This is a genomic window from Nostoc sp. (assembly GCF_036917235.1).
Classification (GTDB): Bacteria; Cyanobacteriota; Cyanobacteriia; order Cyanobacteriales; family Nostocaceae; genus Nostoc.
In genome coordinates this window covers 91,784-107,438 of the sequence record NZ_JBALDU010000035.1, presented here as the reverse complement: position 1 = coordinate 107,438, position 15,655 = coordinate 91,784, and the positions used below count along the sequence as shown (strand labels likewise).

The following is a 15,655-nucleotide window of genomic DNA, read 5'->3' as shown; positions in this document are numbered from 1 at the left end:
TATTAATGTGAATATTTAAACAAAGTTCCATAAACAAGATAGACATAACACCGCTATCTATTGTCAAATATGTAGAAGTAAAAGAATACTTAAGTAATCTATGTAAAGTTATTACATTTGACTAATTACGCATGTATTTGCTTTCTTGAGCATTGCTTGCCTTACTGAATATCAGTGAAATTTAGAAGGTCTCAAAAACTCAGTAATTTTTTTAAAGCAAACCAAAGACTAATATGTTCTTCAAGTAATTATTCATAATTAGTAATTAATAAAGATATATTTATAAGCCAATCAATGATTAGCCAATCAATATATTTATATCAAGCTTTATGATGCATTCTTGGTTGAAATATTCAATCTAAAACTAATCCTGCAACATTAATTATGGCATCAAATCAAAACTTATCAACATCTGTAAGCCCAGTAATTACGACTAAATCATCTCTAGAAAGCATTGACCAAGGGCAAACCAGCATTTCTGCTCGGTCTAGCCTAATCTCTCAAGGAGATGGACTCAAGGCAGAGTATTACGACAACATCGACTTCACCAATCTCAAGCAAACTCGCACAGATCCGACGGTGAACTTTAACTGGCGCGCTGGTTCCCCCGATCCGTCGATTGATGTAGATACCTTCTCAGCGCGGTGGACAGGTCAGGTAGAAGCCAAGTACAGCGAAACTTACAAGTTCTACACCACTGCTGATGATGGTGTGCGACTGTGGGTGAATGGTCAACAAATCATCAATCAGTTTATCGATCAACCTGCCACCGAATCCAGTGGCTCGATCGCACTAGTTGCAGGTCAGAAATACGATATTAAACTTGAGTACTACGAAAATAAAAACAATGCCGTTTCTCAACTGCGTTGGTCAAGCACCTCTCAGGCGAAGGAAATCATTCCTCAGTCCCAACTGTATAGTAATGTCAGCACACCTAGTAATGTTAGTAATGCTAGTAATGGCAACGGACTAAAAGCAGAGTATTACGACAACATCGACTTCACCAACCTCAAGCAAACTCGCATAGATCCGACGGTGAACTTTAACTGGGGCGCTGGTTCCCCCAATGCGTCGATTGATGCAGATACCTTCTCAGCGCGGTGGACAGGTCAGGTAGAAGCCAAGTACAGCGAAACTTACAAGTTCTACACCACTGCTGATGATGGTGTGCGACTGTGGGTGAATGGTCAACAAATCATCAATCAGTTTATCGATCAACCTGCCACCGAATCCAGTGGCTCGATCGCACTAGTTGCAGGTCAGAAATACGATATTAAACTTGAGTACTACGAAAATAAAAACAATGCCGTTTCTCAACTGCGTTGGTCAAGCACCTCTCAGGCGAAGGAAATCATTCCTCAGTCCCAACTGTATAGTAATGTCAGCACACCTAGTAATGTTAGTAATGCTAGTAATGGCAACGGACTAAAAGCAGAGTATTACGACAACATCGACTTCACCAACCTCAAGCAAACTCGCATAGATCCGACGGTGAACTTTAACTGGGGCGCTGGTTCCCCCAATGCGTCGATTGATGCAGATACCTTCTCAGCGCGGTGGACAGGTCAGGTAGAAGCCAAGTACAGCGAAACTTACAAGTTCTACACCACTGCTGATGATGGTGTGCGACTATGGGTGAATGGTCAACAAATCATCAATCAGTTTATCGATCAACCTGCCACCGAATCCAGTGGCTCGATCGCACTAGTTGCAGGTCAGAAGTACGATATTAAACTTGAGTACTACGAAAATAAAAACAATGCCGTTTCTCAACTGCGTTGGTCAAGCGCCTCTCAGGTGAAAGAAATCATTCCTCAGTCTCAACTTTATTCACCAGTTCTTCCGACCACTATCACCTTAGGTTCGTCTTCGATGACTGTGAACGAAGGCAGTGATAGTGTTACCGTTAAATTACTTAGAACTGGAGATTTAAGTAGTACATCTTCAATCAAGTATGCAACTATAGCTAATACTGCTACAAAAGGAGTTGACTATGGGAGTGAAGGCATTGAAAGTGCTGGAATACTTACTTTTGCGCCGGGACAAAGCAGCACGCAAGTATCCATTCCGATCAATGATGATTCCTCGATAGAAGGAGATGAAACCTTTAATTTTGTCATCGATCAGGCAGAGGGGGCAACACTCGGAGTCCAAAGAACTCTCGCAATTACGATTCAAGACAACGATCGCTCCGGCCTCGATTTCAGTCAGCCAGTAGTTAGTGAGGGTGACGGTACTGCTAAGGTGATAGTTACACGGGGCAACGCTTCGGCGGCGGCTAGCGTCAACTACATAACCCAAGATGGGACTGCTAAAGCTGGATCTGACTACCAAGCTGTATCTGGAAGCTTAAGTTTTGCAGTTGGACAAACCAGTAACACCATTGTTATCCCCATTCTTAATGACAACGTTGGGGAATCAAATGAAACATTTGCTTTGAAGTTCAGTAACGCAGTTGGAGTGCAGCTAACTAATCAACAGACAAGTATCAGTATTATTGATAATGACTCTGGTAACTTTGCTTTAGATACAGTAGCTTCTGGTTTGAATCAACCCACAGCTTTTGAATGGGCACCTGATGGTAACAGTATGTTCATTGCCCAGAAAGATGGGGTAGTGCGAGTCATGAAAAACGGTAGCTTATTATCCACACCATTTACTGATATTCGCCAAGAGGTAAATGATACGCGCGATCGCGGTCTGTTAGGCATTGCCGTACATCCAGATTTTGGCAAAAATCCCAACGGCAACAACTATGTTTACCTGTTGTATACCTACGATCCACCAGAAACTAATACAAGCAATTCTAAGAACAATCCCAATAGTACATTGGACGATCCTGACCAGAATGGGAATCGGACTGCACGGCTAAGTCGCTTTACAGCCGACCCCAACACTAATTACACTACTGCGATCGCTGGCAGCGAAGTTGTGTTACTCGGTACAAATGGCACTTGGGCGAATATTATCAAGCCAGATGGAAATAGTACAAATGTCACACTTGGCTATGCACCATCAGGAATTCTCAACAAAGATACTGGTAAGCCGTTTACCAGCTTGCAGGATTATCTCAATAATCTCGATAAAGTCCAAAATATCCAGAATTTTATAGCCAATGATAGTGAATCTCACTCAGTTGGTTCTGTACGTTTTGGTACTGATGGTTCTCTGTTTGTTAGCTTAGGAGATGGTACTTCCTACAATGGAGTAGACCCGCGAGCAATTCGCGTCCAGGATAAGAATAATCTATCCGGCAAGATTCTGCGGATTGACCCGATTACTGGTCAAGGCTTATCAAGCAATCCTTTCTATAACGGTGACGCCAATAGCAATATTTCCAAAGTTTATGACTTAGGTCTGCGTAACCCCTTCCGTTTCACAATTGATAAAAAGACCAATACCCCCGTAATTGGTGATGTTGGCTTCGGTACTTACGAAGAGGTGAATGTCGGAAAACCAGGAGCTAACTTTGGCTGGCCATTCTATGAAGGTGGACTTGATGCAAATGGTAATGTCGTCAGTCTGAAACAACCAGTTTACGCTAATTTAGATGCAGCAAAAGCCTTCTATAATAGTGGCTCATCTGTTACACAACCACTATACACTTACAAGCATTCTGGTTCTAATTCGATCCTTGTGGGTGACTTTTACACAGGTAATACTTTCCCTTCAATCTATCAAGGTGCCTTATTCATTGGTGATTTCAGTCAAGGAACTATCGATGCTTTGATATTAGATAGTCAAGGTAAAGTTACCTCAGTTAAGCGGTTTGCTTCCCCAGCAGACAGGCCTAATCTAGGACTGCCTACACAAATTACCACTGGCCCTGATGGTAATCTGTATTACGCAAACTTGACCGGAGGCGAGATCGATCGTTTCCGACCTGTTTAGAGATGACTTGAAGGAGGCAGGAGGCAGAAAGAAAGTTCTTGATGTCTGATTTTGACTCCTGTACTTTATACTTCATCTAGTTGAAAACTGCTGTATCAGTTATCAGTGAACAGTTATCCGACTGTTCACTGATTTTGGTTAAGATAACTTTGTCAGAAATCCCAACAGTTTTTTGGTATTTGATGTTAAAAGTGTTCGGCGATAAGCATCAGCAGCTTTTTTAATTGCTTCAGCTTGAGTGGGATAAGGATGAATTACACTGCTTAACTTGCTCAAACCGATCTTATTCACCATTGCCGTAGTCACTTCTGAAATCATCTCACCCGCGTGACTGGCGACAATAGTTGCACCGATAATTTCATCAGACCCCTTTTTATGGTGGATTTTGAGAAATCCTAACTCTTCACCATCTGCGATCGCTCGGTCTACACTATTAAAAGGTATGTTGATAGTCGTGACCTCAATACCCAATTTCTGCGCCTCGTGTTCGTATAACCCTACGTGAGCAATTTCTGGGTCAGTATAAGTTACCCAAGGCATCACCAGACTACTAAGTTTCGAGCGTCCTATGCCAAAGGGAGAAAACAGCGTATTTTTAATTACAATCCGCGCCGCTGCATCAGCAGCATGGGTAAACTTCCAGTTCATGCAAATATCGCCAGCTGCATAAATTTTGGGATTGGTCGTCTGGAGGTAATCATTTACCTTCACGCCTTGGTGCTTGTCATATTCTACACCCACAGCTTCTAAATTTAGATTTTCGACATTTGGCGATCGCCCCGCACCAACTAAAATTTCATCGACTGTTACCGAATCTCGATGACCATTAGAGGAAAAGTAAAGGCGTTTCCCTTCGGTGACAGTTACCACTTCCTCCAACTTGGAATCGAGTACTACACGAATTCCTTCGTTAATCAAAACCTTTTGGAGAATTGTAGCGGCTTCAGCGTCTTCTTTATTCAGGAGATGAGAACCGTTATGGAAAAGCACCACCTCACAACCCAAACGCCGGAAAGCTTGCGCCAATTCGCAACCAATGGGCCCGCCACCAATCACCGCCAAACGTTCCGGTCGTTGAATCAGGGAAAAAACCGTCTCATTAGTTAGATAACCCGCCTGTTCAATTCCCGGAATCGACAGTTGTGCAGGTCTTGCGCCAGTTGCAATTACAGCTTTTTTAAACTTGAGGGTTTTGTCGCCAACTTCCACGGTATTTTTACTTGCAAATCGACCGCTACCCAAAAAGACATCAACACCCAAGTTTTGAAACCGTTCCGCCGAGTCGTTAGGGCTGATATCAGCCCTGATTCGCCGCATCCTGGCCATAACTTTGGAAAAATCAACATCAATATTATGTTGGGGAATATTAACTCCCAAGTCTTTAGCATCCCAGATTTCGCCAACGACGCGGGCAGAGCGAATAATAGTTTTAGATGGTACACAACCAACATTTAAGCAATCTCCACCCATGAGATGCTTTTCAATTATCGCCACTTTTAAACCCAAATCTAGACCCGCCGCACCCGCAGCCACTACTAATCCCGCCGTACCAGCCCCAATTACTACCAAATCGTAAACATCGGCGGGTTGAGGATTAACCCAATTTGGCGGATGGACGTAAGACACCAACTTTTGGTTATACTCATCTATTGGGCGAACTGTGACTCTCTCTAAATCTGAACTGGTCATTGGCAAAACCTCTTTTAAAATTAAGAATCCCGATTAATTTAGGCGGCTCAGTCTTTTATTTTTTATGCTTGTTTATAGCGTCGATTGAGTGAACTACAAAAACCCCTTCCCTTGCGGGGCTACGGTGTACACACATCTTTGTATAAAACCAAAATCGTTGAATATCCCCCTAAATCCACGCCACTTGCTCCACTTGGGGAGACCCCAAGACCGCAGTGGCTCCCCTTAAAAAGGGGGACTTTGACTCTGGTTCCCCCTTTTTTAAGGGGGGTTAGGGGGGATCTAAACGCTGTGAGGCAACTCTCAAAGACTTGTGTGTACACCGTAGCCTTGCGGGGTGGGTTGCAATGACTATGGGAATCATAACTAATTACGCGGACATGATATTACAGCAATTTGCAGTTGACATAGACTTGTACAGTGGTGCTACCCTACAATTCCTCTTCTAAAGCTTTCCGCGCAATCCGGGTTACATAAACTGTAACAGCGACCGTTGCAATCAAACCCAAGATGCGAATTGCCCATTGTAAAGTCGGGTTGGTAGGTTGAGTCTCAGTCCCAATCATCGCCAGATTACCTGCAAGGGAACCAATATAAACGTACATAATGGTTCCAGGAATCATCCCTAGAGAGCCGATGAAGTAATCTTGAAGTGAAACTCCCGTGATGCCAAAGGCATAATTGAGCAAATTGAAAGGAAATATGGGGGACAATCGCGTTAACAGGACAATTTTTAATCCTTCTTTACCTACCGCTTGGTCAATGGCGGCAAATTTTTTGTTATCTGCGATTTTACCAGTAACCCAACCCCTTGCTAAATAACGTCCCACAAGAAAAGCAGCGGTAGCGCCAAGGGTTGCACCGATAAACACGTAGAGAGAACCCCAAACTGCGCCAAAAATTACACCAGCCCCCAAAGTGAGAATAGAACCTGGGAAAAAAGCAACGGTAGCGATAATATAAAGGGCAATAAAAGCTATGGCTCCCACGGCACCCAGGCTATCAATCCACTGCAAGGCTTCGCGTAAAATTGCTTGGGGATTGAAAGAATTTGAATTTGCCAATTCTTGTGCTAAAGCCGGGTCTGTGTTTAATGATAAACTACTTACCAATATTAGTAATATTAATACATTGAGGTTAAAAAACTTATGCAAGTTTCCGGCATCAATACTTTTAAATATCTGAATGATTGTTAGTTTTTTCATGAGTTGTGATTTCTTCTACTGCCACACTTTGAGCTAATGCTTTCTGAGCAATTTTTGTGATATATAAAGTCACAGCAACGGTAGCAATTAACCCAACTACTCGCATTATCCATTGCCAAACTTGAGTTTTTGGAGTAATTGGTTGATGAGAGGTGTTAATCATGGCAAGATTACCAGCTAAAGAACCAATATAAACGTACATCACAGTACCGGGAATAATGCCGAAGGAACCTAATATATAGTCTTTAAAAGAAACTTGTGTTACTCCAAATGCATAATTTAATAAATTGAAAGGAAAAATAGGTGAAAGACGAGTTAGCAAAACAATTTTCCATCCCTCTTTGGAAACTGCTAAATCAATCGCTTTAAATTTAGGATGTTTGTCCATTTGTCGAGAAACCCAATCCCGCGATAGGTAGCGTCCAATGAGAAAAGCCAAGGTTGCTCCAATTGTTGCAGCAATTAGCACATATATTGATCCCCAAAATACACCAAACAGACAACCACCTTTAAGGGTTAGAAGAGAACCCGGTATAAATAGTAATGTCGCTAAGTTGTAAATAACTATGTAGGCAATAGGTCCGAAAGCACCAAGACTGTGAACCCAAATGACTGAAGTCTGTAAAAGTCCCTGAAAATTTAACTGTTTAGCAGCAATTATTAGAGTGATAATCAGGCAACTTAGCAGTAGTAGTTTGAGTTTGGAATTGAATAAACGCTTGTTCATTTTTATAAGTTTCACCCTCAGAGGCTCGACGTTGACCTTTTGAAGCTCAATGTTGACCTTCTGAAGCTCAATGTTGACCTTTTGAAGCTCAATGTTGGCCTTCTGAGGCTCGACGTTGACCTTCTGAGGCTCGACGTTGACCTTCTGAGGCTCGACGTTGACCTTCTGAGGCTCAATGTTGACCTTCTGAGGCTCGATGTTGACCTTCTGAGGCTCAATGTTGACCTTGTGAGGCTCGATGTTGACCTTCTGAGGCTCAATGTTGACCTTCTGAAGCTCAACTTTAAAATTTACACCTCAAATCCAATGCCCCTAAGATATATCACCTATATGAGAAACAGCTTAAAGCCTCTTAAATTTTTCTCGCCGATACCAACTACAAATTCGCTCAGGTGAAACGCCGAGCAAATAAGCAATAATTACTATTTGATTAAGTAGCGTAGTTTTCAATACTCCCTTTTGCAACCATCTACGGGCTGAGGTGACAACTGGTGTAGGAATAATTACAACGCGTCCGATGCGTTTTAAACGACGCATGAGTTCAAAGTCTTCCATAATAGGCAATTCGGGAAAGCCGCTTATTTGCTGAAAGACTTCCTTGGTTAAAAAAATTGCTTGGTCGCCATAGGGCATTTGATAAAAATGCGATCGCACATTTACTCCCCACTCCACCCATCGTAAACTTAAAAGTGACGCATCAATCCGCAACTTAAAAGCACCAGCCACACTCCCCGGTTGTTGTAGCGCTGTGCAAATCATCTCATCAAACCCAGTTGGCAAACGGGTATCCGCGTGGAGAAATAACAGAATCTCACCGCTAGCCGCTACAGCACCCGCGTTCATTTGCACAGCACGACCGGGAGATGATGAGATAACTTTGACATTTAAAGACTGAGCGATCGCTACAGTATCATCACTAGAGCCACCATCGACTACAATGACTTCTATCTTTAGATTGGCTTGAGTAGTAGCAATGGCTTTTTTAATATTCCCCGCTTCATTAATAGCCGGAATAATAATCGAAATTTTTGCTGCGTCAATACTCTCACTCATGATGGCTGAGTTTTCTTTTCCGGTTGGTCAGGAAATGAACACTCTACTGTTATCTTAAGATTGCTTTCAGCCGTGCCTTTAGTCACGTAAGGTATACCTGCTTCACCGCCAACTTTGATGCCAAATTCAAGAGTGACTTTATCAATATTAGCAACAGGGATTTTTTTAAAAGCATTGAGTGAATAAACAGTGTAAGCCCGAATTGTACCTTCAATTGCTTGGAAATTTTGCACTATCTGTTTTTGTGCAGCATCAACATCCCATCCTTTATCAATTAGCGCTTCTTCTTCTCCCTCTGGGGATTCGGTAATGACTGGTGGAGCATTTATATTATCTGTAGCTTCAATGTAAATAATAGTGCCATCTTCTAACTGAATAGGTGTGAGTTGAGTCATGGGATAAATCTCGCCTAAAAGAATTGCGTTTAAGGTAGTCCAGCTATGCTTATCTACAAAATTTTACGGAAAATGCGGTAAATTTCTTGTAGAAGCTGGAAATAATTCGGCACAACTATCATAGGGCTTTGCAGGATGAGTCGAGACGCTTTGGTCGTGGGAATTAATACGTATGACCGCTTAAAATGTCTCAACGCACCAGCTGCCGATGCTGAAGCGATCGCTCAAATTTTACAACAATATGGGGAATTTCAGGTAACGCGGCTCCCAGCAGTCAAAGATAAGGAAAACCAGACGATTCGCATTGGTAAGCAAACTAAAGTTAGTTTAACTCAGTTAGAAAGAGCGATCGTCCAATTGTTTAAGCCAGACGGGAAGCCGCCAGACACAGCACTGCTGTATTTTTCTGGTCATGGATTGCGGAAAAACTTAGGAATTCAGGAAGGCTTTTTAGCGACAAGTGAAGTCAACCCCGATGCGGGGAATTGGGGATTATCTCTACAATGGCTGCGGCGACTGCTGCAAGAGAGTGAAGTCAGACAACAAATTGTGATTTTGGATTGCTGCTATAGCGGAGAAGTGCTAAATTTTGCTGAGGCAGATCCAGGCGATCGCGGTAAAGGCAGAGACAGGTGTTTTATTGCGGCTTCTCGTGATTTTGAAGTTGCTTTTGAAGAGATTAATAGCCAACACAGCGTACTAACTGCCGCACTGCTGAAAGGTTTGGAACCAAAAAAAGACCGTTGGGTGAGTAACTACACTTTAGTAGACTTGCTCAATCAAGAACATCACCCATTCCCCCAGCGTCCCATTTTTGCTAACTCTGGTGAAGCAATCAATTTCACCCGCAAATGGAATTACTCTGTTGTTAACTCTACGGTAAAAATATCAGCTATTTGTCCTTACAAAGGCTTGTCTTATTTTGATTGCACAGAAGCAGATGCTAACTTATTTTATGGCAGAACAGCATTAACCGACGAATTATTAGAAAAAGTGCGCTCTGGAAATTTCCTCGCTGTGTTGGGAGCATCAGGAAGTGGTAAATCTAGTGTCGTCAGAGCGGGTTTACTTTATCAATTAAAGTTAGGACGTAGGTTATCAGGTAGCGATACTTGGCAATTGAAAATATTTCGACCAGGGATTAACCCCTTACAAAATTTAGCACTGGCATTTGTAGAATCAGAATTATCAGATATTGAACGCGCATCACAATTAGCAAAAGCAGAAGAATTAATTGCCAAAGGCGCAGTTGGTTTAGGACAGTTAATTACTGCTGCACAAACTCAGCGCGTAGTGCTAGTGGTAGACCAGTTTGAGGAAGCTTTTACTCAATGTCAAGACATTACAAAACGACAGCAGTTTTTTGAATGTGTACTAGGTGCTTTGCAACGGGATGACAATAAACTCTGCCTAATAATTACAATGCGGGCTGATTTCTTTGGTAAATGTGTGGAACAAGAGTATGGCGGACTAGCTAAGAAAATTCAAGAGCATTTAGTAACAGTAACACCAATGATTTGGGAGGAATTAGAAACAGCAATTATCAAACCTGCTGAACAGGTGAACTTAGCAGTAGAACCGGAATTAGTTTCTCAAATGATTTCAGATGTAGAAAATTCACCGGGGAGTTTACCGTTGTTGCAGTACACGCTAACAGAACTATGGCAGCAAAGAACTCGACCTCAGCGATGCCGACCTCAGGGGTGCCGACCTCAGCGATGCCGACCTCAGGGGTGCCGACCTCAGCCATGCCAACCTCAGCCATGCCGACCTCATCTGGGCCAACCTCAGCCGTGCCGACCTCAGCAATGCCTACCTCAGCCATGCCTACCTCAGCTATGCCAACCTCAACGGTGCCGACCTCACCGGTGCCAACCTCAGCGATGCCGACCTCAAAGGTGCTACTTACACTCATAAAACTAAGTTTCCTGAGAATTTCGAGCCTACTAAGCAACAAATGTACTTAATTGCTCCTAATGCCGACCTCAGGAGTGCAAACCTCATCAGTGCCGACCTCAGCGGTGCCGACCTCAGCGGTGCCGACCTCAGCGGTGCCGACCTCAGCCATGCCGACCTCAGCAGTGCCGACCTCAGCAGTGCCGACCTCAGCAGTGCCAACCTCAGCCATGCCAACCTCAGTGGTGCCAACCTCAGCCATGCCAACCTCAGTGGTGCCAACCTCAGCCATGCCAACCTCAAAGGTGCTACTTACACTCATAAAACTAAGTTTCCTGAGAATTTCGAGCCTACTAAGCAACAAATGTACTTAATTGCTCCTAATGCCGACCTCAGGAGTGCAAACCTCATCAGTGCCGACCTCAGCGGTGCCGACCTCAGCGGTGCCGACCTCAGCCGTGCTAACCTCAGCCGTGCTAACCTCACCGATGTCGACCTCATCAGTGCCGACCTCAGTAGTGCCGACCTCAGCTATGTCATAAACCTTACTTCTGAGCAAGTTCAATTTGCTAAAAATTGGGAGAAAGCAAAATACGAAAACGATTTTCGTGCCAAGCTCGGTTTACCACCAGAACCAGCTAAGTGAATACTTTGGGGTTGCGTTTTTACTTCTAACCAATCTTGCAATGCAACTTTTTACAAACTTTTTCTACATTATTATTCGACTAAAAGTAGTTCTTTTGCGGTCTTTTTTGCGTCTATGGGCAAAACAAAAAGATTTATTTGTCAGAGCGAGTAAAGCGAATCGTAAGGCTCGGAGATTGCTTTGCTGGCAATGAGTTTTTATAATTAAGCGATCGCACAGTTAATCTTCAAAAATGGCATCAAAGAGCGATCGCTTTACTCTGAAATTCATTGCCAGGATGTCTTGATACAATTGGTCTGTGCTACTAATGGTGATTTTGCCATCTACCTGAAGTTTCTTGATGACTGCTAAAGTTCCCTTAACATTTAATCCCAGTCGAGTTGCTTCTTTTCTAGCTGCGAAGTCATCTAAAATTATGTAATCTGTTTGTAATTCAGTGCCTAAAGCAATGGTCTCTGATTCTCCTCTCCCTAGTCGCATATTTAGACGATTGGCTAAGGAAAGTAATTTAATTTCTTTGACTAATATTTTTTCAGCATCAATTAAAGCTTTTACCTGCTGACTAGCTGCATCAGATTTTGCACTTATTTCTTCTGCAACAAAATTAGGCAAATAAAACTCATCGGCAGAATCTAGAAAAATATCGAGAAATTCCAGACGCGATAAAAAGATTAATGGAGAAGAGTTAAAAACAATCTTCACACACCTTACCAATCCTTTTCTATAGCGATATCTTGTTCAGTTAAGTACGAAAATTCCAGCCCCATCAAATTTAATAGTTCAAGAAATACATCCGACTCTATTTCCATTAGTTCTGCGGCTTTTTTCAAACTAATAACTCTCGAAAATAGCGCCCCTATCACAAACAAAAATGTTTCTTTTTGCTCAATATTATTAAATAATGGAATTTCTGAAGCAACACTTCTTAATTCTTCCTTACTAGTCATAGGTATTTCCAGCTACCGACTGAATATCCTTAGATATTATCCCAAACTTCTGTAAGCGATGTCTACTGACAAGCGAAATGGGCAGTTAAAAACTGTACGTCAGTTGATTCCGATAAAGATTTTTGTACCAAGCTGGGTTTATGCCGCCTCAATATGTTTAATCTGAAAAAATGGCATCAAAGAGCGATGCCTGCGGTGGTCACTGAGCTTTGTCGAAGTGCGGGCTACGCCAACGCAACGCTCAGAGATTGCTTTGCTGGCAACGAGTTTTTATAATTAGCGATCGCAACAAACAAAAACCAACCCTGAAGTCACTCCCGTCAACCCTGGAGCCACTCCCATCAACCCTGGAGCCACTCCCATCAACCCTGGAGCCACTCCCGTCAACCCTGGAACCACTCCCATCAACTCTGGAGTCACTCCCATCAACTCTGGAGTCACTCCCGTCAACTCTGGAGTCACTCCCGTCAACCCTGGAGTCACTCCCGTCAACCCTGAAGTCACTCCCGTCAACTCTGGAGTTAATATTTGCAGATAATTAACTGCGGTTATCTATCTGAGCGCGTTGCAAATTTCCAGAGAAGTCAACATAGACACTTTTCCATTCTGTGAAAACATCCAAAGCAGTAGTTCCAGCCTCGCGGTGTCCGTTACCGGTTTGTTTCACACCACCAAAGGGCAAGTGTACCTCTGCCCCAATAGTCGGGCCGTTAATATAGGTGATACCTGCTTCGATGTCGCGCATGGCAGTAAAAGCCCGGTTGATATCGCGGGTGTAAACTGAAGAAGAAAGACCATAATTGCTATCGTTGAGAATTGCGATCGCATCCTCAAAAGAGCTAACCTCAATTAATGCCACCACTGGCCCAAATATTTCTTCACGGGCAACTCGCATATCAGGCGTTACATCATCCAAAATAGTTGGTTGAAAGAAGTAGCCGTTTTTCAATGAGCCTTCACTAGCAATTTCCCCACCAATTAAAACCTTTGCTCCTTCCTCACGAGCAATATCTAAATATTTGCTCACCTGTTGAAGTTGCTTTTCATTGACTATCGGGCCAATATCTATATCAGAGTCAGTGCCAGCACCCAAGCGCAACTTACTAGTACGCTCATAAAGCATAGCAGTAAATTTTTCTTTGATATCACGATGCAAAATCAGCCGACTAGTAGCCGTACACCGTTGTCCAGTTGTCCCAAATGCTCCCCACACTGCACCATCTAAAGCAAGTTCTAAATCCGCATCTTCCATCACCACTTGAGCATTTTTACCACCCATTTCCAAACAGACACGCTTGTGAGTGCGTCCACAAGTAGCACCGACAAAAGCACCCGTTTCTGAAGAACCAGTAAACGACACCAAATCTACATTGCGATGCTCAACTAAAGCTTTCCCCGCCTCCTCTCCCACACCATGCACCAAGTTAATTACTCCTGGTGGTAAACCTGCTTGTTGAAAAATTTCAATCAATTTAGTTGCACAGGCGGAAGTATCTTCAGCAGGTTTGAGGATGACTGTATTGCCACATACTAAAGCTGGCATAGATTTCCAGCAAGGAATTGCTACAGGGAAATTCCAGGGAGTAATTAAGGCACAGACTCCGATGGGCATCCGCACTGTCATGGCAAATTTATTAGACATTTCTGAGGGTGTGGTTTGCCCAAATAATCGCCGTCCTTCGCCAGCACTGTAAAAGGCGCAGTCAATACCTTCTTGGACATCTCCCCTGGCTTCCGTCAAGGGTTTACCCATTTCCCGACTAATTAACTGGGCAAGTTCTTCTTTATGTTCGAGTAATATTTCCCCAACGCGAAAGATGTATTCTGCCCTCGCTGGAGCTGGAACTTTGCGCCAACTGCTGTAGGCTTTACGGGCGGCGGCTACTGCTGTATCTACATCTTGAACTTGAGAACGGGGAAATGTGGCCACCACTTCGTTTTTGTCGGCAGGGTTGCGACTTTCTAGAGTTGCTTCTCCAACAGCACTCAACCATTGGCCATCTATATAATTACGGCAAGATAGCGGAGTTGTCATCTTGAAAATCTCCGGCTGATGATCTACTGAAACTTGTGTACTAAGTTTGCTTGCTTTCTAGGTTATCCTCAAGTTTAAGAAATTGGGGTAAGAAGCAAATATCGATATAAAAATTAAGGCACAAAGGCTAGCACCCCTACAGGAGAACCAGAACCACCACGTAATCTTAGAGGTGCGATCGCTAGAGTAGTACCTTTCGGTGGCAGTTGATCCAAATTTGTCAGATTCTCCAACACAATGCGCGGTTGTTCTAAAACTAAGCGGTTAATCGCAAAACTGCGATCGTGTCCGGGGTCTACACCATGAGTATCAATTCCTACTCCAATTATTTGCCGTTCATCGAGTAAAAATTGAGTTGCATCACTACCAAACCCTGGAAAATGGGCAATTCCTTGAGTATCATGATTGAGGAATGCACTTTTATATGACCACTTTTTTTGCCAACCAGTATACAGTATAACTACGCAGCCACCAGAAATTTCACCGTATTCTTCTTCCCAAGCCAAAACATCAGCAATAGTCAGAGCATAATCAGGATTAACTGCTGTGGCTTGGCAAATATTTATAACCACCGCAGGTACAACCAAAGACTGGGCCGGGTATTGGTCAATTCCCACGGCAGAACTATGAAAACTGTTAGGAGCATTGATATGGGTAGCGCTATGTTCCCCCAAAGAGAAACGCCGCAAATAATAGCCATCATTATTTAGTTCAGCCACAGTTTCAAATTCTACTGTGGGATCTCCAGACCATTGGGGAATATCTACGTCAATTACATGACTTAGGTGGATAACGCGTGTATAGGTGATACTATTTTGACTTTGGGGTTGTATCATCCCAGCCTTCTATCTTGTTTGTACTCAGGGATTTTTTTATCAGGTGCGTAGGTGCAATTCGTTGTGTACATCGTCTGGGTTGGGCTATGCCTACGCAAAGATAGTACTACCATTACAACTTACAACGTTTTTAAAACCTAATTTTTTATACTAAAAGAAATAATCCCCCCAATTCCTGTAAATTTTAGGTTATTGAGGGGGTTCAAATGTTGCAGCAAAAAGTGAGTTAATCTTAGTTAACAACTATTAGGTTAAGTTTTAATTAAGCTTAGATTAAGATTAGGTATTTGGTGAAATTAAATATGCGTTATCCAGAACCCTTCTAGAGGCATAGC

At 43.0% G+C, this 15,655-nt stretch carries 13 protein-coding genes and 2 pseudogenes; 5 read left to right on the top strand and 10 right to left on the bottom strand.

The window, feature by feature from the left end; all coding sequences use genetic code 11:
* Positions 1-384: 384 nt before the first annotated feature.
* On the top strand, positions 385-3,891 hold the full coding sequence (locus V7K44_RS12565) for a PA14 domain-containing protein (RefSeq protein ID WP_334931852.1): 3,507 nt from the start codon (positions 385-387) through the stop codon (positions 3,889-3,891).
* 138 nt (positions 3,892-4,029) lie between these two features.
* Here V7K44_RS12565 and V7K44_RS12560 read toward each other — a convergent pair whose 3' ends face one another.
* From V7K44_RS12560 to V7K44_RS12550, 3 genes are all read right to left on the bottom strand, one after another.
* Entirely contained in the window at positions 4,030-5,580 is a 1,551-nt protein-coding gene (locus V7K44_RS12560) for a mercuric reductase (protein ID WP_334931850.1), read from the bottom strand.
* A gap of 431 nt (positions 5,581-6,011) precedes the next feature.
* Entirely contained in the window at positions 6,012-6,785 is a 774-nt protein-coding gene (locus V7K44_RS12555) for a TVP38/TMEM64 family protein (RefSeq protein ID WP_334931848.1), read from the bottom strand.
* Positions 6,754-7,512: a TVP38/TMEM64 family protein gene (locus V7K44_RS12550; protein ID WP_334931846.1), complete on the bottom strand. Its 759-nt coding sequence runs from the start codon at positions 7,510-7,512 to the stop codon at positions 6,754-6,756. The genes V7K44_RS12555 and V7K44_RS12550 overlap by 32 nt, the downstream gene beginning before the upstream one ends.
* Positions 7,513-7,551: 39 nt before the next feature.
* Here V7K44_RS12550 and V7K44_RS12545 point away from each other — a divergent pair, with 39 nt between their 5' ends.
* Positions 7,552-7,908, top strand: a complete 357-nt coding sequence (locus tag V7K44_RS12545) for a hypothetical protein (protein WP_334931844.1) — start codon at positions 7,552-7,554, stop codon at positions 7,906-7,908.
* Here V7K44_RS12545 and V7K44_RS12540 read toward each other — a convergent pair.
* Together V7K44_RS12540 and V7K44_RS12535 are read right to left on the bottom strand one after the other, a co-directional pair.
* Positions 7,855-8,565 carry a TIGR04283 family arsenosugar biosynthesis glycosyltransferase gene (locus tag V7K44_RS12540; protein WP_334931842.1) on the bottom strand — a complete coding sequence of 237 codons (711 nt, stop codon included), beginning with the start codon at positions 8,563-8,565 and terminating at the stop codon, positions 7,855-7,857. The genes V7K44_RS12545 and V7K44_RS12540 overlap by 54 nt on opposite strands.
* The gene (locus tag V7K44_RS12535) at positions 8,562-8,960 is read right to left on the bottom strand and encodes a CU044_2847 family protein (protein ID WP_334931840.1); all 399 of its coding nucleotides are present in this window, start codon (positions 8,958-8,960) and stop codon (positions 8,562-8,564) included. The genes V7K44_RS12540 and V7K44_RS12535 overlap by 4 nt, the downstream gene beginning before the upstream one ends.
* Before the next feature lie 135 nt (positions 8,961-9,095).
* Between V7K44_RS12535 and V7K44_RS12530 the strand changes: the two are divergent.
* From V7K44_RS12530 to V7K44_RS12520, 3 genes and pseudogenes are all read left to right on the top strand, one after another.
* Positions 9,096-10,580: pseudogene (locus V7K44_RS12530) on the top strand (nSTAND1 domain-containing NTPase); the annotation flags it as partial.
* A gap of 112 nt (positions 10,581-10,692) precedes the next feature.
* A pseudogene (locus tag V7K44_RS12525) lies at positions 10,693-10,812 on the top strand (pentapeptide repeat-containing protein); the annotation flags it as partial.
* 105 nt (positions 10,813-10,917) lie between these two features.
* Positions 10,918-11,502, top strand: coding sequence for a pentapeptide repeat-containing protein (locus V7K44_RS12520; RefSeq protein ID WP_334931838.1), 585 nt, complete (start codon positions 10,918-10,920; stop codon positions 11,500-11,502).
* A 219-nt stretch (positions 11,503-11,721) separates the two neighbouring features.
* Here V7K44_RS12520 and V7K44_RS12515 read toward each other — a convergent pair whose 3' ends face one another.
* The 5 genes from V7K44_RS12515 to V7K44_RS12495 all read right to left on the bottom strand — a co-directional run bounded on the left by V7K44_RS12515 (position 11,722) and on the right by V7K44_RS12495 (position 15,320).
* Positions 11,722-12,204 (bottom strand): DUF3368 domain-containing protein, encoded by a 483-nt coding sequence (locus V7K44_RS12515; RefSeq protein WP_334931836.1) that lies wholly within the window; start codon positions 12,202-12,204, stop codon positions 11,722-11,724.
* A 5-nt stretch (positions 12,205-12,209) separates the two neighbouring features.
* Positions 12,210-12,449 (bottom strand): hypothetical protein, encoded by a 240-nt coding sequence (locus V7K44_RS12510; RefSeq protein ID WP_322730949.1) that lies wholly within the window; start codon positions 12,447-12,449, stop codon positions 12,210-12,212.
* Between the two features lie 276 nt (positions 12,450-12,725).
* Positions 12,726-12,953, bottom strand: coding sequence for a hypothetical protein (locus V7K44_RS12505; protein WP_334931833.1), 228 nt, complete (start codon positions 12,951-12,953; stop codon positions 12,726-12,728).
* Positions 12,954-12,987: 34 nt separating this feature from the next.
* Complete coding sequence (locus tag V7K44_RS12500; protein WP_334931831.1) at positions 12,988-14,484, bottom strand: aldehyde dehydrogenase family protein; 1,497 nt, start codon at positions 14,482-14,484, stop codon at positions 12,988-12,990.
* Between the two features lie 113 nt (positions 14,485-14,597).
* Positions 14,598-15,320, bottom strand: a complete 723-nt coding sequence (locus tag V7K44_RS12495; protein WP_334931829.1) for a cyclase family protein — start codon at positions 15,318-15,320, stop codon at positions 14,598-14,600.
* Between the last annotated feature and the right edge of the window lie 335 nt (positions 15,321-15,655).